Raw genomic sequence first — 21,136 nt, 5'->3', positions numbered from 1 at the left:
AAATCAAGCAGTTCCGGTACTCGCCAAAACCCCTAGGCGCCGGCGCAACGCCGCGCCCGCCGGGATCCTGCTGCGCGTTGAATCGGGCGGCTGCATACAGTACCCTACCGCGCATCGGCGCCCCCGCCGCTCGCAGTCCGGCCGCGCCCTGAACAAGAACATCACCGGGATCTCATCGTGAATTCGTGAATGAATGGACCATCCGCACGCGCATCCTGGCAAGCTTTTCGCTGATCCTGCTGGTCATGGCACTGATGGGCGTGGTCAACCAGGTGGTGACCACAACCCCGCCACGCGCGATATCCCGATCATCGTGCTGTCGACCAAGGAAGAAGCCGCGACCAAGGGCGCGGCCTTTGCCGCGGGCGCCAACGACTATCTGGTCAAGCTGCCGGACAGCATCGAGCTGATCGCGCGCATCCGCTACCACTCGCGCTCGTACCTGAACCAGCTGCAGCGCGACGAAGCCTACCGCGCGCTGCGCCAGAGCCAGCAGCAGCAGCTGGAGACCAACCTTGAGCTGCAGCGCCTGACCAACTCGGACGGCCTGACCGGCTTGTCCAACCGGCGCTATTTCGACGAATACCTGGGTGCGGAATGGCGCCGCGCGCTGCGCGAGCAGACCGAGCTGGCACTGCTGATGATCGATGTCGACGCCTTCAAGGCGTACAACGACACCTACGGCCACGTCGCCGGCGACGACGTGCTGCGCCGCGTCGCCGCGGTGATCCGCGACAATTGCGTGCGCGCCACCGACCTGCCCGCGCGCTTCGGCGGCGAAGAGTTCGCCATGGTGCTGCCGGCCACCTCGCCCGGCGGCGTGCGGCTGCTCGCCGAAAAAGTGCGGCGCGCGGTGCAGGGGCTGGCCATCGCCCACAGCGGCTCGCCCGCCTTCGGCTGCGTCACGGTCAGCATCGGCGGCGCGGTGCTGGTGCCGCAACCCGACGCGCAACCCAGCCAGCTGGTGCAGGCGGCCGATGCCGGCCTGTACCAGGCCAAGCGCAATGGCCGCAACCAGGTCATGATGTCGCCAGCCTGAGCCGCGGCGGCAATCGCGTCGGCAATCGCGTCGGCAACCGCAGCGGCAACAACCGGTTACACATCTATGCAGGCGGCATGGCGGCCCGCGGCCGCATCCCGTCGCGCCGCCGCGCTTGCGCTGCCAAGGCGCGCCGCCTTGCATCCCCGCGCAGGCATCACTTCCTGTCGGAATCGTCCGACACTGAATTCGGAGCGTCGCGCCTGTCTGGCCTACTGCTTCAAACCTATCGTTGCATCACGGCAAGCGTGATCCCGCGCCTGCATACCAGATAGCAACTGGCCACGCGGCCGCCGCGATCCGCGCCGGCATGGGCCAGCTCGTCTCTGACTCCAACAGCAAGAGGTGACCCCATGCTTCGATCCAAGACCCTGTTCCTCGGCCTCGCGCTGGCCGCGACCGCGGTGCTGACAGCGTGCGGCGGCGGCGATGACGGCATCGACGACCGCATCGGCCTGAGCAAGCCGAGCGTACGCGTGATCCACGCCGTCACCGGCGGACCCAATGTCGACGTGCTGCAGAACGGCGCGCTGACCAGCATGGTCAACAAGCCCTACAAGTTCGTCTCGACCTACTTCAACGTTGAAACCGGCAACCAGCTGATCTCGTTCAACGCCGCCGGCACGCAGACCGAACTGGCCCGTGGCAGCCTGGTGGCAGCCACCGGCCACAAGTACACCGTGGTGGCGCTGCCGGGCGCGTCTACCGCGGAAACGGTGACGATCGACGATCCGTTCGGCAAGGGCCTGCTGTCGAACAAGGCGCGCGTGCGCGCGCTGAACGCCTCGTTCAATGCGCAGAACGTCGACATCTACGTGACCATGCCCGCCATCGACCTGAACTCGGTCGGCCCGACCTTCGCCGCGGTGGGCTACAAGCAGGCCTCGCCGGCCTCGGGCCAGGATTCGATCGACCTGGACGGCAACACCACCTATCGCCTGCGCATCACCCCGGCCGGCACCAAGACCGTGATCTTCGACTCCGGCGCGCTGACGCTGGCGAATAACGCCGACTGGCTGATCACCACCATCCCGTCGGATGGCATCGCCGGCCTGACGCCAAACAAGATCAAGGTGCTGGTCGCGCGCGGCGACGACGAGTCGCAAGCCGGCCTGGAACTGGTGACCACGCAATAACCGCTGCCGCGGTTGCCCGTGGCAGGCGGGCAGCGTGCGGGAGGCCGGCCCGGAGGGGCCGGCTCTTTTTATGGTTCATCGCCAGGGAAAACTCGTAGTCCGGCGGCAGAGTTCGGCCAGTTTTCGACACTCGCCGGCGTACCTACGTGGACACTCGACCGGCCGCTCCGGGCTTGGCAACGGACGTTCCAACATCGAGCAGAACGAACCGAACACCGTTGAAGCAAGCGGTGGCTGTACTCAACGGACGGGGGTGCGGACATGCTGAGCCAGATACTTGCTCCTTTTCAAACAGCCTGACCTTGGCGTCGTCGTGCCGGCCCAGCGCAGCCTCGGTCTCGGCGATCTGCGCGCAGATCGCGCGGGCGACCGCGCCCCCGTCGCGCACGTTCTTGCGGCCGACCAGGTCGTTGGCCTGGATCGCCGTGGTGCCCTCGTATATCGGCAGGATGCGCGCGTCGCGGTAGTGCTGCGCCGCACCGGTCTCCTCGATAAAGCCCATGCCGCCATGCACCTGCACGCCGAGGCTGGTGACATCGATCGACAGCTCGGTGCTCCAGCCCTTCACCACAGAGAGGAGCACGGTACGTCATTGGTGAGCATCCTTTAGATGGGCAAATCGGCAGCGAGTGCGAGCGAGTGAGGCCCTGGTCGCCCCCTGAACCAACGCGCACCTCGCACATTGAGTGCTGGCGCCTCCGACGTCTTCATGGCATCGGATGCGGGGGACACTTCCGAATGGCTTCGTAGCGCATCGCGTAGTGCCACCCAAGGTCAGCCATCGGCCCGGCTTTCCGGCCGGTCTCCACGGCATCGGCAGCCGCCGCGTTGCCTTGCCGGGCACGCTCAGCGATCCCGAACATGATGGCCGCCAGGCGGAACAGGTTGTAGGCGATATAGAAATCCCAATGCTCGACACCCGCCGTACCGTTGGCACCGAGATACCACTGCATATACGTGTCCTCGTTCGGGATGCCGAGGCCAGCGAGGTCAAGGCCGGCGACGCCGCGCCACAACGATGACGGGATGTGCCAGCTCAGGCAGTGGTAGGCGAAGTCGACCAGTGGATGTCCCAGCGCAGACAACTCCCAGTCCAGCACGCCAATGACCTTCGGTTCAGTCGGATGGAAAACCAGGTTGTCGAGGCGGAAGTCGCCGTGGACGAGACTGGTGCCGTCGACTGCGGGAATGTTCCTCGGCAGCCAGCTCATCAGGGCTTGCATGGCAGAATGACCTGCAGCGCCGGTTGCGCGGCACTGACGCGTCCACCCGGCAATCTGGCGAGCCAGATAATCCCCGCTCGGGCTGTAGTCGGCAAGTCCGGCCGAGTGGACATCGACGCGATGCAGCGCCGCGATCACGCGATTCATTTCCGCGTAGATCGCTCTGCGCTCTTCGCGCTGCATGCCGGGTAGCGACTGGTCCACCAGCACCCTGCCATTCAAGTACTCCATCAGGTAGAACGGGCTGCCGACTACGGAGAGGTCTTCGCTATAGAGGTACACGGTGGGGACGGGCACGTCGCTGCCCGCCAGAGCGCGCATCACCCGATACTCCCGGTCGATGGCATGCGCCTTGGCCTGGACCTGCCCGGCCGGCTTCATACGCAGGACATAGCGCTGCTTGCCAGACGAGATCAGGAACGTCGGATTGGACTGGCCGCCGGTCAGGCGGGTGGCAGTGAGCAATGCCTGGTCAATCAGCCCCCGCGCATGCAGCAGCCTTGCCAGCGCATCCCAGTCGCCCTGAGTTTCGTTCATCGGTCTTTCCTTCTAGCTTGTGTGCGGGATCGCGTGCCGCCGGCCCAATACTGCATCACAGCGTGCTGACGAGATGCCCGCCGTCGACGGGCAGCACGGAACCGGTGATGTAGGTGGAAGCCTCTGACGCCAGCAGCAGCAATGCGCCGTCCAACTCGGACGGCTGCCCCAGGCGCCGCTGGGGGATCCGCCGAATCATGGCTTGTCCGCCGTCGGTTTCGAAGAACTCTCGGTTGATGCCCGTGGCGAAATACCCCGGCGCCAGCGCGTTCACGCGGATGCCATGCCGAGCCCATTCCAGAGCGAGCGCCCGAGTCAGCTGGATCAACCCGGCTTTCGCGGCGGTGTACGCGGCAACCTGCTGCGCGACCCGTAGCCCGAGAATGGAAGCGATATTGACAATGCTGCCGCGCCGGCCCGAATCCCGCATTTGCTGGGCGGCGTACTGGGCAACGCGCCAGGCTCCGCTCAGGTTGGTATCGATCACGCGCGCCCAGTCCTGCTCGGTCGTTTCCAGCGCGGGCCCGGTGGTGGCAATGCCGGCACTGTTGATGACAATCTCGACGGTACCCAGCGCCTGCTCAGCCTGGAAGAATGCGCCAGAAACGGAGTCGGCGTCGCATACATCCAGTGGCACCACACATCCTGTTCCGCCTGCTGCACGGATTTCCGCCAGCAAGCGCTCGCCCTCCGCCAGGCGCCTGCCTGCAAGAACCACGCGACAGCCCGCGTTGGCCAGTGTCAGCGCGAAGTGGCGGCCAAGCCCGCCGAATGCGCCAGTGACAAGTGCCACTTTGCCGTCGAGATCCGGGAAGACAGGAGCGGGACAGTGGTCCGAAAGCGGGGCGGAATGAGGGGCGGAAGCCATGTATGGAGTCTCCTTCGACGCGGTTGTCGGAGCGGAGATCTTTCGTGACGTGGCATCGTCGGCCGCTTCCGATGGGCAGGCAAAGGTTAAGCCGCCGCGATCGAAAAGCCAGCCACCCAAACGGGGAGGCCACCGCCGCGCAGCGAGGCGACGCGAGCAGTGGCATCCCCCGCAGGCCACCCTCGCAAGACCTCCCCTATCGGGGGGCTGGAAAGCCGTGCGCGGGCGCTTACGCTGCCAGGCATCCGGTGTCCCCTGGCGCGAGCCGTGCACGGCAAGCTGCGCGTGCTGGCCAGGCCGCCGCCACAGCGATCGAGGAGTCTCTCTCCGTGTCACGGCCTAAACCTATTTCACGCACGCCATCCGCGTACGCATATCCGCTGCTGATCAAGCAGCTTTTGCACGCGCCGCTGGCGATCAACCCTGAGCAGGAAATCGTTTACCGCGCCCAGGTCCGGCACAGCTACTGGACTATGCGTCACCGCGTCGGCCAACTAGCCAGTGGCCTGCAATCACTGGGCATCGAGGCCGGCGATACGGTGGCGATGATGGACTGGGACAGCCATCGCTACCTCGAAGCCTACTTCGGCATCCCCATGATGGGAGCCGTGCTGATGACGGTCAACGTGCGGCTCTCGCCGGAGCAGATTGCCTACACGCTGAATCATGCGGGCGTAAAGCTCCTGGTCGTGCATGCGGACTTCCTGCCCGTGATCGCGGCGATCCGCGATCAGCTGGAAACAATCGAGTGCTTTGTACTGATCGGGGAGGACACCCTCGCAATCGAGAGCACGCCGTTGCCCGACGGCTTCGCCACCGAGTACGAAGCGCTGCTGGCCGCGTCGCCGCCTGACTACGCATTTCCTGACTTCGACGAGAACGCGCGCGCCACGACCTTCTACACTACCGGCACCACTGGATTGCCCAAAGGCGTGTACTTCAGCCACCGGCAGATCGTGCTGCATACGCTGGCGACCATGGCGGCGCTGACCGGCGCTCCCAGTCAGGGTCGCGTGCATCGGGACGATGTCTACATGCCGCTGACGCCGATGTTCCATGTGCACGCATGGGGGATGCCCTATGTGGCGACTGCGCTCGGCATCAGGCAGGTCTATCCGGGGCGCTATGCTGCCGATCACCTCCTTCGGCTAATTCAGAGCGAGCGCGTCACCTTCTCCCACGGCGTGCCCACGCTGCTGCATATGCTCCTGTCGCACCCGGATTCGGCGGGGGTGGACCTCAGTGGCCTGAAGATTATCGTGGGCGGCTCGGCACTGCCGCGCGGCCTGGCCCAGGCCGCCATCGACCGGGGCATCGACGTATTCACCGGCTACGGCATGTCGGAGACCTGCCCCATCCTCACGCTGGCACAGGTCAAGACGACACTGCTAGGCGATGCCGCCACAGAGCTTGACGTGCGTACCAAGACCGGCTTGCCGATTCCCCTGGTCGACCTGCGTATCGTCGATGACGACATGCGCGATATCGCGCATGACGGCAGGTCCAGCGGCGAAATCGTTGTCCGCGCGCCGTGGCTTACGCAAGGCTATCTTGGCAACGCCGCGGAGTCTGAACACCTATGGGCTGGGGGCTACCTCCATACCAACGACATCGGCTCGATCGACAGCGATGGCTACCTGCAGGTCACGGACCGAATCAAGGATGTCATCAAGAGCGGCGGCGAGTGGGTGTCGTCGCTTGAGCTCGAAGACCTGATCTCGCGTCACGCTGCGGTCAGCGAGGTGGCCGTTATCGGCATCAAGGATGCGCGTTGGGGCGAACGCCCCTTGCCGCTGATCGTGCTCCGGCCTGGACAGTCAGCCGAAGCCGCCGACATCCAGGAGCATCTTCGCGACTTCGTCCGCCGCGGCGCGATCTCGAAGTACGCGGTGCCGGAACGGGTGCTGTTTGTCGACGCGATCGAGAAGACCAGCGTGGGCAAGATCAACAAGCGGCTGCTTCGTGAACAGTACCAGGCCGCCCAGACCTCTTCTCCGCCACCTTCCCTTCCCGGCACCCATCCATGAAGCGGCAGCGCATGCCCGCGTGGAAGGCGCGTTACTACTAAAGAAGCAAACTGAGGAGACAACCCATGCAAGATCCCAGCCATACCGAGCGCATCCGGCGCCATCCCAGGTTCTGCGAGCTGGTCCGCCGTCGCTCCCGCCTGTCGCGCGGGCTGCTCGTCGTGGTCCTGGCGCCCTATCTCGCGCTGATGATTGCCATCGCAATGCAGCCGCAGCGCCTCGCCCAACCGCTTCATGCCGGCACATGGCTCAACGTCGGCATCGTCCTTGCCGTCGGGATCGTGCTGCTCGGATGGCTCTGCACGTGGTTCTACGTGCACCGGGCGAACGGCACGCTCGAGACGTTGGTGCAGCAGATTCTGTCGGAGGCAGCGCAATGAATCTCCAGGCCATTGCAATGTTCCTGCTCTTTGTCGCGCTGACACTGGGCATCACGTACTGGTCGTCACTGCGGACCCGGACCGCCAACGACTTCTTTACCGCCGGCGGCGGCATCACCGGCATGCAGAACGGCCTGGCCGTGGCGGGCGACTATATGTCGGCCGCTACCCTGCTCGGCGTGGTCAGCCTGGTCTATGCGCGCGGCTTCGACGGGCTGCTGTATATCGTCGGGTTCTTTATCGGCTGGCCGGTCATGCTGTTCCTGATGGCAGAACGCCTGCGCAATCTCGGCAAATTTACCTTCGTGGATATCATCTCGGATCGGCTCGATCCGGTCAGCACGCGCTGCATGGCGGCAGCCAGCAGCCTGGTGGTCGTGCTGCTCTACCTGATCGTGCAGATGGTGGGCGCCGGCGAACTGGTGCAACTTCTGTTTGGCATCGACTATGCCTACGCCGTCATCGGCGTCGGCGCACTGATGATGGTCTACGTGACCGTGGGCGGCATGCTCGCCACCACCTGGGTCCAGATCATCAAGGCGGTACTGCTGCTGTTCGGTGGCTCGCTGCTGATGCTGCTGTCGCTGGCGCACTTCGGCTTCAGCTTCGAGACCCTGGCCGCCCGGGCGGTCGCGGTACACCGCAGCGGCCCGGCACTGCTCGCGCCTGGCACGCTGTTCGCCGATCCGGTCTCGGCGCTCTCCCTGTGCGTAGCCACCGTGCTCGGTCTTTCCGGGCTGCCGCATATCCTGATGCGCTTCTTTACGGTGCCGAATGCGTGCGAGGCACGCAAGAGCGTACTGGTGGCCAGCACCTGCATTGGCTACATGTTTCTTGCCATGTTCGCCATCGGCCTTGCGGCGATTGTGATCGTCGGCACCGACGCCCGGTTCTTTGAAGCCGGCCAGGTCGGTGGAAAACTGCTCGGCGGTGGCAACATGGTTGCCATGCATCTCGCCAGCGCGACCGGCGGCAACCTCTTCCTGGGCTTCCTGGCGGCCGTCGCCTTTGCCACCATCCTCGCCGTGGTCTCCGGACTGACGCTGGCTGGCGCTTCCGCGATTTCGCACGACATCTACGCCAATGTGCTGCGCCGCGGCACCGCCACCGAGGTGGCGGAGATCGCCGTGACCAAGCGGGCCACGCTGGTCATCGGCGTAGTCGCGGTGCTGCTCGGCATCGGCTTCAGGGGGCAGAACCTCGCATTCCTGGTCGCGCTGGCCTTCAACGTGGCGGCTTCGGCGAATTTCCCGGTGCTGGTGCTCTCGATGTACTGGCGCGGCCTCACCAGCCGCGGCGCGGTATGGGGCGTGGCGGCTGGCCTGGTGTCATCGGTAATGCTGGTGATCCTTTCGCCCGCCGTCTGGAAGAATGTGCTAGGGCATCCCGCGGCAGTCTTTCCGTACGATCACCCGGCGCTGTTCACAGTCCCGTTTGCGTTCCTGGTCGCGTACCTGTGCTCGCGCTTCGACAAGAGCGCGAGGGCGCAGGCAGAGCGCCAGGCTTTCGATGCGCGCCTGGTGCGCGCACAGACTGGCCATGGGGCGTCGGCAGCATCGAGCCACTGACGGCCAGCGCACCGCCAGGCACGGCCAGGCCTACGCCGCTGCATCGGACAACGCGGCATACAACGCCGCGTTGTCCCAATAGGCGCGCATGAATTCGATCCTGGCATCCTGGTCCACGCGGGCGATAAAGACGTGCGGCAGCGAGAAGGAGCGGCCCCGGTTCGCTATCCCCAACACGTCTTTGGCCTGCGTTCCGGTAATGGTGACTTCGGCAATGACAGTGCGCCGATCGTCGGCAGCATAGATCGCGGTGACAGCATTACTCAGATCCGGGAAGCCATCCATCAGCGAGCTCCAGATGGTCTTCCCGGTCTCGCCAGCCGGGCCCTCCAGCATCATGGGGACATAGTCAACGCGCGCCCCTGGGGAGAGCAGTGCCAGCATGCCATTCAGGTCATGCTCGCGGTAACACGCAAAAAACGCCTGGACTGTCTCGATCTGGCTCATCATCGGTCTCCCGGGGGTTAGGTGAGGGCGAGGGCTCGCGCACGATGCGCCGCGGCGCGCGTGCCTGCCCTCCCGCCCATCATCTCGCTTCGCCGTACTCTGTCAATGCCCCTCCCCGAACGGGTGGGCTGCGCCAGCGCCATCAGCCGGGACGATATGACCGCTGCCTCGCTCGCTAGCGCAGGCCCTCAAAGGCAAGCGCAATTTGCTCGATCGCTACGCGTATCCGGGCGCTGTGGCGCAAGTCCTTGTGGGTCACCAGCCACACCTCGTATGGTGCATCGCGGCTGCGTTCCGGCCAAAGCCTCACCAGGCCGTCGGCCTCGCCCATGTAGACGGGAATCTCGCCGAGGCCCAGTCCCGCCTTGATGGCGGTGCGCAGCATCAGACTGGAGTTGACTGCCGCCACGATGCGCCCGCCCGAGATCGGTTCTCCCACCAGCATGGGCTCACGCGAGGCCTTCACGTAAGGTTGATACACCACCAGGTCGTGCCCAGCCAAAGATGTCCCGGGTTGTGGTTCTCCGTGCGCCCTCAGGTAAGCAGGCGACGCATACAGGCCCATTGGCCACTGCGCCAGGCGCCGCGCGATCAGGTCGGGATTGTCGGGCCTCGCTGTACGGATCGCGAGATCGGCTTCGCGCCGGGCCAGGTTCAGCATCTGCGTCGATGCATGAATCTGCACCGCGATGTCTGGATACTTAGCATGCAGCGCCTCGAGGGCAGGCATTAGGAAATCCAGCGCCAGCGAATCTGTCGTGGTAATCCTCACCTCCCCTGCAAGGCGATCGTCAACGCCCTGCGTCAACCTTTGAAAATCATTGGCCGACTGCTCCATGCGTTGCGCTGCGTCGAGCACGCTCTCTCCCGCCATGGTCAGCACGTAGCCGCAGGACGTGCGCAGGAACAGGGTGGCCCCGACCACGCCTTCCAGTGCCGCAAGGCGCCGCCCGACTGTGGCCTGGTCCACGCCCAGCGCCCGCGCCGCGGCGCGCAGCGTTCCTTCCCGATACAGCGCCAGAAATACCCTGGCATCGTCCCAATTCATATCGCCCTATATGCCCCAAGGAGGGCCGATGCAATTCTGCATGGCAGCCATGAAAACCTGCATCACATAATCAAATTCCTGCTGCCTATACTCCCTCAACCGCGACGGTAATCCCATGACGGATTCTTCGCCAGCGTTCACAAGTTATCCAGGAAAAGCCATGCATTCGCCTCTGAGTAAGATCCCCGATATGATGACCGCCATCGAAATCACACATCCCGGTGGCCCGGAAGTGCTGGTGCCCACGCGACGTCCGGTCCCTAAGCCCGGCATAGGCGAACTGCTGATCCGCCACCATGCTGCGGGCGTCAATGGCCCCGACGTGTTCCAGCGCAAGGGACTGTACGATCCGCCTCCCGGCGCGTCCGACATTCCGGGCCTCGAGGTAGCGGGCGCGGTGGTGGCTCTCGGCCAGGGCGTCACCGGATTCAAGGTCGGCGACCTTGTCTGCGCCCTGATTCCGGGGGGTGGATACGCCGAGTATAGTGTCGCCAGCGAGCACAATACCTTGCACCTGCCCGAGGGCCTTGAACTGGTGGAAGCCGCCGCGATGCCTGAGACGTTCATGACCGTCTGGCTGAACCTGTTCCAGCGGGGTCAGTTCACCAGGGGCGACACCATCCTGATCCATGGCGGCGCTTCCGGGATCGGCACCACGGCCACCATGCTCAGCAAGGCCTTTGGCGCGGCCAAGATAATCACCACCGTCGCCTCGAACGCACAACGCGACGCCAGCCTCGCCCTCGGCGCCGATTACGCGGTCAATTACCTGGATGAGGATTTTGTCGACGCCGTCATGCGGGTCACCGATGGCAAGGGTGTCGATGTCGTGATGGATATTATCGCCGGCGATTATGTCCCCCGGAACTACGCGGCCGCGGCCGTTAACGGGCGCATCGTGCAAATTGGCGTGATAAAAGGCGTTGCCAAGGAAGTCGACCTGTTCCCGATGCTGACCAAGCGACTCACACATATCGGGTCGACCTTGCGCTCGCGCACACCTGAGGAAAAGGCCGAGATCATTCGCGAACTCGAGGCGCAGGTATGGCCGCTGTTGGCGTCTGGCGCGGTCAAGCCATTGATCTACCAGACCTTTGCGCTGGAGCAGGCGCGAGCAGCCCATGAGCTTATGGACTCCGGCACCCATATTGGCAAGATTGTGCTGAAGATGGATAAGTAGCGCCGCTGTGCTGCATAACCTGGGCGCGGGCGATACCGCCCGCTCCGACCATTCCGGTACCCGTGCCCCGCGTGCGCTCATCCTTGCCTTGGTGCCCGTGGTCAGCAAGGCAGTCAGCATGACTGCGGAGACCCCCCATCGCTCGCGATAGCGCGCATAGATCGGGGTCGGCACGCTTGCCGCCACCATGAACGTGACACGTATCGTGTGCTGGAGTGTGAATCCGCGTCCTGCGTCCATGCGGCTGGCAAAGAACGCAGGTATGGCTGGAAAGGACATGAGGGGGACTGAGTGGTTCGCAATCGGACTGCGCGTCCGCGGCTAGTTCCGCGGCATGTTTCGTTCCACGACCTTGGGCAGGTCACGGCCAAGGCCGCTGCGGACCGCCTGGATGCGGGAATTCACCTTCAGCTTCTCAAAGATATTCTTCAGGTGCCACTTCACCGTTTCCGGCGCGACGCGGATGGCCCGAGCGATTTCCTTGTTGGACAGCCCCCTCGCCACGTAGTCCAGGATTTCAACTTCGCGGGCGCTCAGCCTGCTAGCGGCCAGTGGCTCCGCCAGATACTCCGTGGAGGCGACACGCGCGGCATCCACCGCGCTGGCCGGCGCATTGAAGCTTGCGCATAGTCCGTCCACATACCAGCGCTCAACCTCGGCCGGCAGCACCGGCTGCTGGCGCAGGCCTTCAAGGATGTTCCGGGCCACCGGCCCGGCGTCGAGAAACACGCGCTGCAGGCCGTTCTTCTGGCCATATGCAACCGCTTCCTGCATGGCCTGTACGGCCTGCGCGCGCTGTCCGGCACTATGCAAAGCAACAGCGAGCGTTACCGCGATCTGGGCGCTCAGATATTGCATTCCCGTGGCGCGCAGTTTCTCATGCACGCCCTGCAGGATAGGCACGGCTTCCGCTGGCCGGCCCCGGGCCACCAGCAGACGGCAATGCGCCACTTCGAAACGCTGCCAGGTCTCCAGGTAACTGCCCTGCAAGCTCGCTGGCCGCGGCCCGACCAGCGCTTCCAGTTCGTGGCCGATCCTCGTGGCACGGGCCAGGTCGCCGGACTGGATACTGATCCTGATCGCCTCGGCCTTGCACGCGACCTGCATGCGCAGCCATTGGCGGTTCCTGGCAACGGCTTCCGCGTCTTCCACGATCCGGTAGGCTTCGTCCTGCTTTCCCGCAAGCAGCCGCAGCCGGGCCATCGTCACGCAGAAGCCGACCAACGGCCCTAGCGAGCAGGATTGCAGCGCCAGCTCGAGCCGTCCTTCCAGCAGTTCGTCGACCCGGGCCAAGTCATTCCATTCATAGTGAATGGCGGCCAGGTATCCGACCGGGAGTACCGATGCGGCAGACTGCCGGCCGGCGCGCGTGTTAGATTCGCGTAGCGCGTCCTCCAGGGTCTGAACGGCCTCGCCCAGCCTGCCTTCCACGAACAAGCTGAGCCCGACCATGCTCTGCCGGTACACCGTTGCGTAGATCGGCGCGTTCGCCCCGGTACCAAACGTCAGCGTGTTCCGCAACCGCTCGATTTCCCCAAACCCGGACGCATAGCTAAGCCCGAAGATAAGCGTCGTCAGGCCAATTCCTTCCGCCCATGAGCCTTCCGCCGGGCCGAGCTCCAGGACCTTGCGTCCCATTTCGAGAGAGCGCTGACTCTCGTCGGACAGGCCCGCGATCAGCGCCTTAACCGCCAGCAACTCGATACGGACCACCTCGGTGACAGGCAGCAGCCCGAGCCCGATGTCATCCTCGACCGCCTGCAATTCCCGCTTTGCCGCGACGGCTTGCATTGTCAGCGCGAGCGCCCAGGTATGCGCCAGGCGCAATCGCGGGTGGCCACGCACTGCCTCGGGGGGCAGTTTCGCGACCCAGCTCAGAACAGTACGCACATCGCTGGCCTCCACCAGGCTCATTGCGCATTGCTCGACCCAGGCCGCGGCGCGATCGACATCGCCGGCTGCCAGGGCGTGTCTGACGGCCTCCGTCCATAGCGATTGCGCCGCAAACCATTCACTGGCCCTTCGATGTAACCCGGCGACTTCGTGTGGCCGTTCCCGAATCAGACGTTGTCTCAGGTATTCGATAAACAGCGCGTGATAGCGGTACCACTGGCCCTCAGCATCCAGCGGCCTGACGAACATGTTCCGTGCCATCAGCCACTCAAAACTGGCATGCGCCTCGGCAGATCCTGTGACCGCATTGCATAAAGGCACTGACATCCGGTCCAGCACCGCGGTCTGCAGGAGAAATGACTGAAGCGACTCGGGGATGTGAACAAACACGTTCTCATTCAGATACGCTTCAACGCTGCGCCGGGCGAACGGCAAGCGCTCCGCGAATTCGCCGGTATGGTCGTTCGTGCTCAATGCAAGCGACGCCAGTTGCAAGCCAGCCACCCAGCCTTCAGTCGCTTGCAGCAGCGCCTCAGTCTGCGCCGCGCTTAGGGCGTGGCCCGAAACCGCAGAGAAGAACGCCTGTGTCTCCGCGCGATCGAAGCGCAGAGCTTCCGCGTCCAGCTTCAGCAATTGGCCCCGGACCTCGAAGAAGCTCAGCGGAAAAGCCGGCTCGCTGCGCCCGGCGACGAGCAGATGCAGGTTCTCCGGCGCATAGCGCAGCAGCCGGAACACTGCCTCGTGAATGGCAGCCGATGCCAGCCGATCGAAGTCATCCAGCACCAGCACCATCTGCCGCGGCAGCGCCGCGACCGCATTGAGGAATTCGGCAAGCATCACGTCCGCCGGCGCCAGCGGGTCCGGCTCCAGGCGGCTCGGAACTGGATCGCCAGCCTGCGTGCAAGCATCCCTGGCCGCGGCAAGCAGATAGGCGCCAAACTGGAAGAGATCATCATCGTCGCGGTCAATGCTGAGCCAGCCAACGGCACAGCCTTCCTGCGCCATGACTCGCGTCCATTCACTCAACAGCGATGTCTTGCCGAAGCCGGCGGGGGCTATTAGCACCGTTAGCTTGCGCTCAATGCCAAGGCGCAATCGACCGATGGCGCGCTCACGATGGATATAGTGGCGCGTTACCGGCGGAGCGAGCTTCGTCAAGATCAAGGCTGGCCGCCATAGAGGTGGTTGCGCAGCAACCACCGGCGATGATTGGGTCATCCCGAACTCTTCCTGACGGCGGGCGGAACACACTAGACGATCACATCCCATTCTTTCGCCTGTTCCCGGCGCACCATCTCGGCGGCGGACTCAGGCTTGATGATTCGATAGCGACTCCTTGCCTCTCGCGCCTGACTTTCCTTCACTAGGATCAGTTGACCAGGTGCGGGTACGACTGTAATAGATGATCGCCGAAACGGAAGTCAAGCCACAAGGGAATTGGGATACCGTCAACGGGGGGGGATGCGGGGGGCTTGTCCGACGAAACCATGCCCCCCCCCACTTAGGGAGGCTCCTTGCAAACACGGCAACGATACGGGGATCATTGGTTGGCGGTCCTTACTTCTTAAACCTGAAGACGAGTTTTGCCTTCCCACAATCAACTGCTCGCGAATGGGTCCGCAGGCCATAGAGTGACATGTGTAGTTCCAAGCATGCAGGAGTAACGTCATGCGATTCGTAAGGTTCTTCAAGGAAGGAAAAGCTGGCTTGGCCCTGGAAGCGCGGGACGAGCAGCATGGCTTGGCAGCGACGCGTCATCATCCTGCAGGCGCCGTTCCGAAGTTCTCTATCGCCCACTCGGGCTTGCACCGTGTCGGCTCGGCACCGAAAACAACCTCGAATACACGCACCTTCCGCCTAACCCGGATGCTCGGCGAGCGCCTACGCAATATTCCCAAGGCTGTGATCGCCAAGGTCGAAGGTATCCCCGTGGCGGCGGCTGCGAGATCGCCCTCTCCGCGGCATGGCCCATGCTGGTAATTGGGGGGAAATCCCTCATTCGATGTTGAAGCCGGTGAAAACTAAGCTCTAAAACTGATTTTTTTGAAGGAAACTATCATGACGTCCCAGACAGACAGCAAGCAGCCGACGCCTGACCCAGCCGAACGCAATGCGTTCTTTCCCTCCCCTTATTCACTCTCGCAATTTACGTCGCCCAAATCTAACCTCGCGGATGCCGACTATCCTGACGCTTATCAGGGTGGCCGGTGGAAGGTACTACTCGTCGCTGCGGATGAGCGCTATCTCCTGACGGGAAACGGTACCTTTTTTTCTACTGGCAACCATCCCGTCGAGACTCTCCTACCCATGTATCACCTTGACCGAGCGGGCTTCGAATTCGATATTGCCACGTTATCGGGCAATCCGACTAAGTTTGAATGGTGGGCGTTCCCTTCGGAAGACGCGGAGATTAAGGCGCTCTATGATAAGTATGAGCAAAAGTTTAAGCAGCCGCTTAAACTTTCCGACGTAGTGGATTCCCTCGACCAGGATACGAACTACATTGCTGTCTTCATTCCGGGGGGCCATGGTGCCCTGATGGGACTTCCCGAGAGCTCTGACATGAAGGCGACCCTGCAATGGGCGATGCAGAACGATAAATTCATTATCACACTGTGTCACGGACCTGCCGCCTTGCTTTCTGCCAGCGTCGGTGAACCCAACGGTGGAGATCTCTTCCGCGGCTACCGAATCTGCGCATTCCCGGATGCCATGGACAAGCAGACACCAGATATTGGCTATATGCCTGGCCCACTACGGTGGTTTTTCGGGGAAAAACTGGCTGCCATGGGGGTCGAGATCATTAACACCAAAATCGATGGGAGCACGTTCCAGGACCGTAAGCTCTTGACGGGTGATAGCCCCTTCGCTGGCAACAATCTTGGCAAACTTGCTGCGCGTGCCTTGCTTAATGAAGTGCAGGATACAGGCGGGCGCTGATTTTCCGTACCCGCAAATACCTTGTTTGCTAAAGGCGCTGAACTAGCACGACCTGCGCAGACGTGTATACGTCTCTAGCCCGGCGGCGCGTGACTTTTTACTCGTCCCGCGCCACTAGGCTTACGAGTTTCGCCGGCAAAAAAAAGCCATCCGCGAATGACCGTGACGGGCCGGCAACAGACAATCAGCAACTGCCGGAAGCAGTCCAACGAATTCGCGCATCGAGTCTCCATCTCAATCGCATTTTGCCCCATCCCTTCAGGGCGTTCTGCGCGCTCGCACCGATCGGTATTAGGCCTTTCCTATTTCAAACCTCGGCATCGGACCGCTCCAGCCCTTCATCAGCCGGTTCCAGCTCCGCCTTCAGCACCGCCAGATGCGAGATATACGTCTCCAGTTCCGCCCGCCCCTGCGCAGTAATGCAATACACCCGTCCGCTGCCTTCGACCAGCTCCGCGGTGATGGCGCGGGCCATCATCAGGCTGCGCAGGATCGGCCGCAGCGAGCGGATGTTCTTGTCGATGCCGCGCTCGCGCAGCCGGTCGACCAGGCTGAGCACCGTCGACGGGCTCGACTGGACCAGCTTGAGCACATAGATGCGTGAGAAAAACCGGTCAAGGGTAGGCGGTTTCATGGGCGCTGTCGGCACACCCGGTGGTGCGGGAATCCTGATCATGATGCGCTGCCCATGACTGCTGCAGCAGTCGGGCAAGCTGTAAGGTAAGGCGGGCGAGCACGCGGCGCGCCCGCGAAAGAAAACGGGGTGCGCGAAGGCACCCCGAATGCTTGCATGGCGTACGCCGGTCGCGCTGCACGCGCCGGCGCCATTCCGGGGCGCTCGCTGGCGCTAGTCTTCCTGGAACGCTTCCTCGCGCTTGGCCTTGATCGACGGCAGTGCCACCACTGCCACCAGCGCGGCGGCGGCGATCAGAAGGCCCACCGACAGCGGCCGGGTCACGAACACACTGAAGTCGCCACGCGACAGCAGCAGCGTACGGCGGAAGTTTTCTTCCATCATCGGCCCCAGCACGAAGCCGAGCAGCAGCGGCGCGGGTTCACACTTCAGCTTCAGGAACAGGTAGCCGATCACGCCAAAGCCGGCGGCCATGAACACGTCGAAGGTCTGGTTGTTGACCGAGTACACGCCGATGCCGCAGAACACCAGGATGGCCGGGTACAGGAAGCGGTACGGCACGGTCAGCAGCTTCACCCAGATGCCGATCATCGGCAGGTTCAGGATGATCAGCATCAGGTTGCCGATCCACATCGAGGCGATCAGGCCCCAGAACAGCGACGGGTTGCTGGTCATCACCTGCGGGCCCGGCTGGATGTTGTGGATGGTCATGGCCCCCACCATCAGCGCCATCACCGCGTTGGGCGGAATGCCCAGCGTCAGCAGCGGGATGAACGAGGTCTGTGCCGCGGCGTTGTTGGCCGATTCCGGACCGGCCACGCCTTCGATCGCGCCCTTGCCGAATTCGTGCGCGTTCTTGGAGGTCTTCTTTTCGAGCGAGTACGCCGCGAACGAGGCCAGCGAGGCGCCGCCGCCCGGCAGGATGCCCAGCGCCGAACCCAGCGCGGTGCCGCGCAGTACCGCCGGGATCATGCGCCTGAAGTCTTCCTTGGTCGGGAACAGGTTGGTGACCTTGTTGGTGAAGGTCTCGCGGGCTTCCTTCTGCTCCAGGTTGGCGATGATTTCGGCAAAGCCGAACATGCCCATCGCCAGCGCGACGAAGTCGATGCCGTCGGTCAGCTCCGGCACGTCGAACGAGAAGCGCGCGGCGCCGGAGTTGACGTCGGTGCCGATCAGGCCCAGCAGCAGGCCCAGCACAATCATCGCGATGGCCTTGGGCAGCGAGCCGGAAGCCAGCACCACGGCGCCGATCAGGCCCAGCACCATCAGCGAGAAGTACTCGGCCGGACCGAACTTGAAGGCGATCTCGGACAGCGGCGTGGCGAACGCAGCCAGGATCAGCGTGGCCACGCAGCCGGCGAAGAACGAGCCCAGGCCCGCGGTGGCCAGCGCCACGCCGGCGCGGCCGCGCCGCGCCATCTGGTAGCCGTCGATGGTGGTCACCACCGACGACGATTCACCGGGCAGGTTCACCAGGATGGCGGTGGTCGAGCCGCCGTACTGCGCACCGTAATAGATGCCGGCCAGCATGATCAGCGCGGCCACCGGCGGCAGCGTGTAGGTGATCGGCAGCAGCATGGCGATGGTGGCCAGCGGCCCCAGGCCCGGCAGCACGCCGATCAGCGTGCCCAGCACGCAGCCCAGGAAGGCATAGGCCAGGTTTTGCAGCGACAGGGCCGTGGAGAAGCCCAGCGCGAGGTGTTCAAACAATTCCATGATGCGGCGCTCCTTAACCGGTGATGAAGGCCGGCCACACCGGCATCTGCAGGTTGATGCCGTACACGAACGCGCCCAGGCTGATCAGTACCAGCACCACCGCGTTGAGCAGCGCGCCCTTCCAGCTGAACTCATGGCTCGCCATCGACGACACCAGCACCAGCACGAACACCGACAGCACCATGCCCAGCGGCTTGAGCAGCAGGCCGAACAGCACCACCGAGCCCAGGATCCACAGCAACGTCTTCAGGTCCCAGCGTGCCAGGTGGTCTTGCTCGCCCTTGGGCGACAACGAGGTCAGCAGCACCACCGCGCCCAGCACGGCGAGCACCAGGCCTAGCAGAAATGGAAAATATCCGGGTCCCATCTTGGCGGCCGTTCCCATGGAATAGCCGCGAGCGACCCAGGAAAAGCCCAGACCGACCAGAATGAACATCAGGCCGGAGGCAAAGTCCTTTTGGCTGCGTATGCGCAAAACGATTCTCCTCAAAGTTCACGAAATGCCGTGCCGGGGGCGCACTGGCTCAGGCGCGCCGCGCATGCAGGACGGCATGCTTCCCGACGGTTGACCCGAACCTTAGAGACGTGATCTTTCAGGTGCCTTTCATTTGTCCTGTTTTAGGGGTATTTACCAATAGCCCCTAAAACAAGGCAAAGCCGGCGATGACGCGCGCGCAAATACATCACGTTGTGATGTATTTGGACGAAAGGAATCCGAACGAAGAGTCGACAGGAATGTCAGGCGAACAAGACGGCGCGCGCCCTTGCATCGACGCAAGGGCGCGGCCGCGAAGACGCGCGCCGCAGCCGGGAGGGCGGGCACGCGCGCGCTGGGAGGGAGTGCCAGCGACGATACGATGACACATCGATCTTTCGGAAGGCTTTCAATGCGGGCGTCGCAGAGCAATCAGCGCGCGGCTTCGGCCGCTGGCCTGGCGCTGCTCGCCGCATCGACAACTTCGCCGGCGTCTTCGCAGGGCGTGCCCATGCTGGTATCGGGCGCCTGCCCCACCGCCTCCGCGGGATGCGCCACGGCGGGCAGGATCTGGCTGCCACGCCAGTTGCCGAAGCGGTAGTAGCCGATGGCCAGCGCCAGCGACACCACCGAGCCGAGCGGGAAGCTCCACCAGATCGCGTCGGCGCCGATGCGCGGTCCCAGCGCCCACGCGAACGGCAGCCGGATCACCCACATCGACAGGAACAGGATCACCAGCGGCGCCATCACCGCGCCGGTGGCGCGCACTGTGCCGAAGATGACGATGGTGAAGCCGAACAGGATGAACGACCACAGCACCACCACGTTGATATGCTGGGCAATGCCGATGGCGACGCCGTCGGTGCCGAGGAACAGGCCCAGCGAATGGCGGTTGAACAGGTAGATCAACGCCACCAGCGCGCCGGTCATCGCCACGTTGAACAGCAGCCCCATGCGCGTGATGCGCGCCACGCGCTGCCACAGCCCGGCGCCGACGTTCTGCGCCACCATCGACGACACGCTCGCGCCCACCGCCAGCGCGGGCATCTGCACATAGGTCCACAGCTGCGAGGCCACGCCGTAGGCGGCAGTGGTCTGCGAGCCATAGGCGTTGACCAGCGCCATCATCACGATCGCGGACGACGAGATCACCACCATCTGCAGCCCCATCGGCAGGCCCTTGACCACCAGCGCGCGCAGGATCGCCGGGTCCGGCACCAGCAGCGCCAGCTGGCCGCGGTGCAGCAGCAGGAAATGCCGGCGCCGGTACAGCAGCACCATCATCGCCGCCAGGCTCACAAGCTGCGCGATCAGCGTGGCCAGCGCCGAGCCGGCGATGCCCATGGCGGGGATCGGGCCCACGCCGAAGATCAGCACCGGGTTGAGCACCACGTCGAGCACCACCGACAGCAGCATGAACCAGAACGGCGTGCGCGAATCGCCGGCGCCGCGCAGCGTCATCATCACGAAGTTGTAGAAGTACATGAACGGCAGCGCCAGGAAGATGATGCGCAGGTAGGCCACCGCCAGCGGCGCGGCGTCGGGCGGGGTCCGCATCGCTGCCAGGATGTCGGGGGTGTAGACGTAGCCCAGCGCCGACGCCAGCACCGACAGCGCGACGAAGAAGGTGGTGCTGGTGCCGACCACCCGGCGCGCCTCGTCGACGTCGCGCGCGCCGACCGCCTGGCCGATCATGATGGTGTTGGCCATGCTGATGCCGAACACCACCCCCAGCAGGAAGAACAGGATGATGTTGGCGTTGGAGGTGGCGGTCAGCGCGGCCTCGCCCAGGAAGCGCCCGACCCAGACCGAGTTGATCGAGGCGTTGAGCGACTGCAGGATGTTGCTGCCGAGCACCGGCAGCGAGAACAGCAGCAAGGTCCGGCCGATCGGGCCGGTGGTCAGTCTGGCATCGGGCTTCATGGGGCGTGGGCTGGCGGAACTCCGCCCAGTCTATGCCTGCCCACAGGGCGCTTCAAGCATGCCAGGCTGCGCCCCGCCACTCATGCCGTTCAGTTAACCACC

Annotated in this window: 15 protein-coding genes and 2 pseudogenes; 7 read left to right on the top strand and 10 right to left on the bottom strand. The window is 63.9% G+C overall.

Annotated elements, in window-relative coordinates; all coding sequences use genetic code 11:
* Positions 1-283: 283 nt before the first annotated feature.
* Positions 284-1,039, top strand: a pseudogene (locus LIN44_RS26440) (diguanylate cyclase); the annotation flags it as partial.
* Between the two features lie 353 nt (positions 1,040-1,392).
* The gene (locus LIN44_RS26435) at positions 1,393-2,175 is read left to right on the top strand and encodes a DUF4397 domain-containing protein (protein WP_227315196.1); all 783 of its coding nucleotides are present in this window, start codon (positions 1,393-1,395) and stop codon (positions 2,173-2,175) included.
* A gap of 295 nt (positions 2,176-2,470) precedes the next feature.
* Here the strand turns inward: LIN44_RS26435 and LIN44_RS26430 are convergent.
* From LIN44_RS26430 to LIN44_RS26420, 3 genes and pseudogenes are all read right to left on the bottom strand, one after another.
* Positions 2,471-2,755: pseudogene (locus LIN44_RS26430) on the bottom strand (acyl-CoA dehydrogenase family protein); the annotation flags it as partial.
* A 127-nt stretch (positions 2,756-2,882) separates the two neighbouring features.
* A complete protein-coding gene (locus LIN44_RS26425; protein ID WP_227315195.1) occupies positions 2,883-3,935 on the bottom strand; it encodes a phosphotransferase in 1,053 nt (350 codons plus the stop codon).
* A 55-nt stretch (positions 3,936-3,990) separates the two neighbouring features.
* Complete coding sequence (locus tag LIN44_RS26420) at positions 3,991-4,803, bottom strand: SDR family NAD(P)-dependent oxidoreductase (RefSeq protein ID WP_227315194.1); 813 nt, start codon at positions 4,801-4,803, stop codon at positions 3,991-3,993.
* Positions 4,804-5,132: 329 nt separating this feature from the next.
* Here LIN44_RS26420 and LIN44_RS26415 point away from each other — a divergent pair, with 329 nt between their 5' ends.
* The 3 genes from LIN44_RS26415 to actP all read left to right on the top strand — a co-directional run bounded on the left by LIN44_RS26415 (position 5,133) and on the right by actP (position 8,778).
* Positions 5,133-6,830 carry a fatty acid--CoA ligase gene (locus LIN44_RS26415; protein ID WP_227315193.1) on the top strand — a complete coding sequence of 566 codons (1,698 nt, stop codon included), beginning with the start codon at positions 5,133-5,135 and terminating at the stop codon, positions 6,828-6,830.
* Positions 6,831-6,895: 65 nt separating this feature from the next.
* Entirely contained in the window at positions 6,896-7,210 is a 315-nt protein-coding gene (locus LIN44_RS26410) for a DUF485 domain-containing protein (protein ID WP_227315192.1), read from the top strand.
* Positions 7,207-8,778 (top strand): cation/acetate symporter ActP, encoded by a 1,572-nt coding sequence (gene actP / locus LIN44_RS26405; protein WP_227315191.1) that lies wholly within the window; start codon positions 7,207-7,209, stop codon positions 8,776-8,778. The genes LIN44_RS26410 and actP overlap by 4 nt, the downstream gene beginning before the upstream one ends.
* A 30-nt stretch (positions 8,779-8,808) precedes the next feature.
* Here the strand turns inward: actP and LIN44_RS26400 are convergent, their stop codons facing one another.
* Positions 8,809-9,228, bottom strand: coding sequence for an ester cyclase (locus LIN44_RS26400; RefSeq protein WP_227315190.1), 420 nt, complete (start codon positions 9,226-9,228; stop codon positions 8,809-8,811).
* A gap of 172 nt (positions 9,229-9,400) precedes the next feature.
* Positions 9,401-10,273: a LysR family transcriptional regulator gene (locus tag LIN44_RS26395; RefSeq protein ID WP_227315189.1), complete on the bottom strand. Its 873-nt coding sequence runs from the start codon at positions 10,271-10,273 to the stop codon at positions 9,401-9,403.
* A gap of 160 nt (positions 10,274-10,433) precedes the next feature.
* On the opposite strand from LIN44_RS26395, the gene LIN44_RS26390 reads away from it, so the two are divergent.
* Positions 10,434-11,453 (top strand): NAD(P)H-quinone oxidoreductase, encoded by a 1,020-nt coding sequence (locus LIN44_RS26390; RefSeq protein WP_227315188.1) that lies wholly within the window; start codon positions 10,434-10,436, stop codon positions 11,451-11,453.
* Between the two features lie 321 nt (positions 11,454-11,774).
* Here the strand turns inward: LIN44_RS26390 and LIN44_RS26385 are convergent, their stop codons facing one another.
* A complete protein-coding gene (locus LIN44_RS26385; RefSeq protein ID WP_227315187.1) occupies positions 11,775-14,504 on the bottom strand; it encodes a LuxR C-terminal-related transcriptional regulator in 2,730 nt (909 codons plus the stop codon).
* Between the two features lie 900 nt (positions 14,505-15,404).
* Between LIN44_RS26385 and hchA the strand changes: the two genes are divergently transcribed.
* Complete coding sequence (gene hchA, locus LIN44_RS26380) at positions 15,405-16,286, top strand: glyoxalase III HchA (RefSeq protein ID WP_227315186.1); 882 nt, start codon at positions 15,405-15,407, stop codon at positions 16,284-16,286.
* A 307-nt stretch (positions 16,287-16,593) separates the two neighbouring features.
* Here hchA and LIN44_RS26375 read toward each other — a convergent pair whose 3' ends face one another.
* The 4 genes from LIN44_RS26375 to LIN44_RS26360 form a co-directional block, all read right to left on the bottom strand.
* Positions 16,594-16,920 carry a helix-turn-helix transcriptional regulator gene (locus LIN44_RS26375; RefSeq protein ID WP_227315185.1) on the bottom strand — a complete coding sequence of 109 codons (327 nt, stop codon included), beginning with the start codon at positions 16,918-16,920 and terminating at the stop codon, positions 16,594-16,596.
* 213 nt (positions 16,921-17,133) lie between these two features.
* A complete protein-coding gene (locus tag LIN44_RS26370) occupies positions 17,134-18,636 on the bottom strand; it encodes a tripartite tricarboxylate transporter permease (RefSeq protein ID WP_227315184.1) in 1,503 nt (500 codons plus the stop codon).
* A gap of 13 nt (positions 18,637-18,649) precedes the next feature.
* Positions 18,650-19,111, bottom strand: coding sequence for a tripartite tricarboxylate transporter TctB family protein (locus tag LIN44_RS26365; protein ID WP_025585326.1), 462 nt, complete (start codon positions 19,109-19,111; stop codon positions 18,650-18,652).
* 432 nt (positions 19,112-19,543) lie between these two features.
* Complete coding sequence (locus LIN44_RS26360) at positions 19,544-21,034, bottom strand: MATE family efflux transporter (protein WP_227315183.1); 1,491 nt, start codon at positions 21,032-21,034, stop codon at positions 19,544-19,546.
* Between the last annotated feature and the right edge of the window lie 102 nt (positions 21,035-21,136).

It is taken from the genome of Cupriavidus sp. MP-37 (assembly GCF_020618415.1).
In the GTDB taxonomy this organism is placed as follows: Bacteria; Pseudomonadota; Gammaproteobacteria; order Burkholderiales; family Burkholderiaceae; genus Cupriavidus.
The sequence above is the reverse complement of the archived record's forward strand: the minus strand, read 5'-3'. Positions and strand labels throughout refer to the sequence as shown.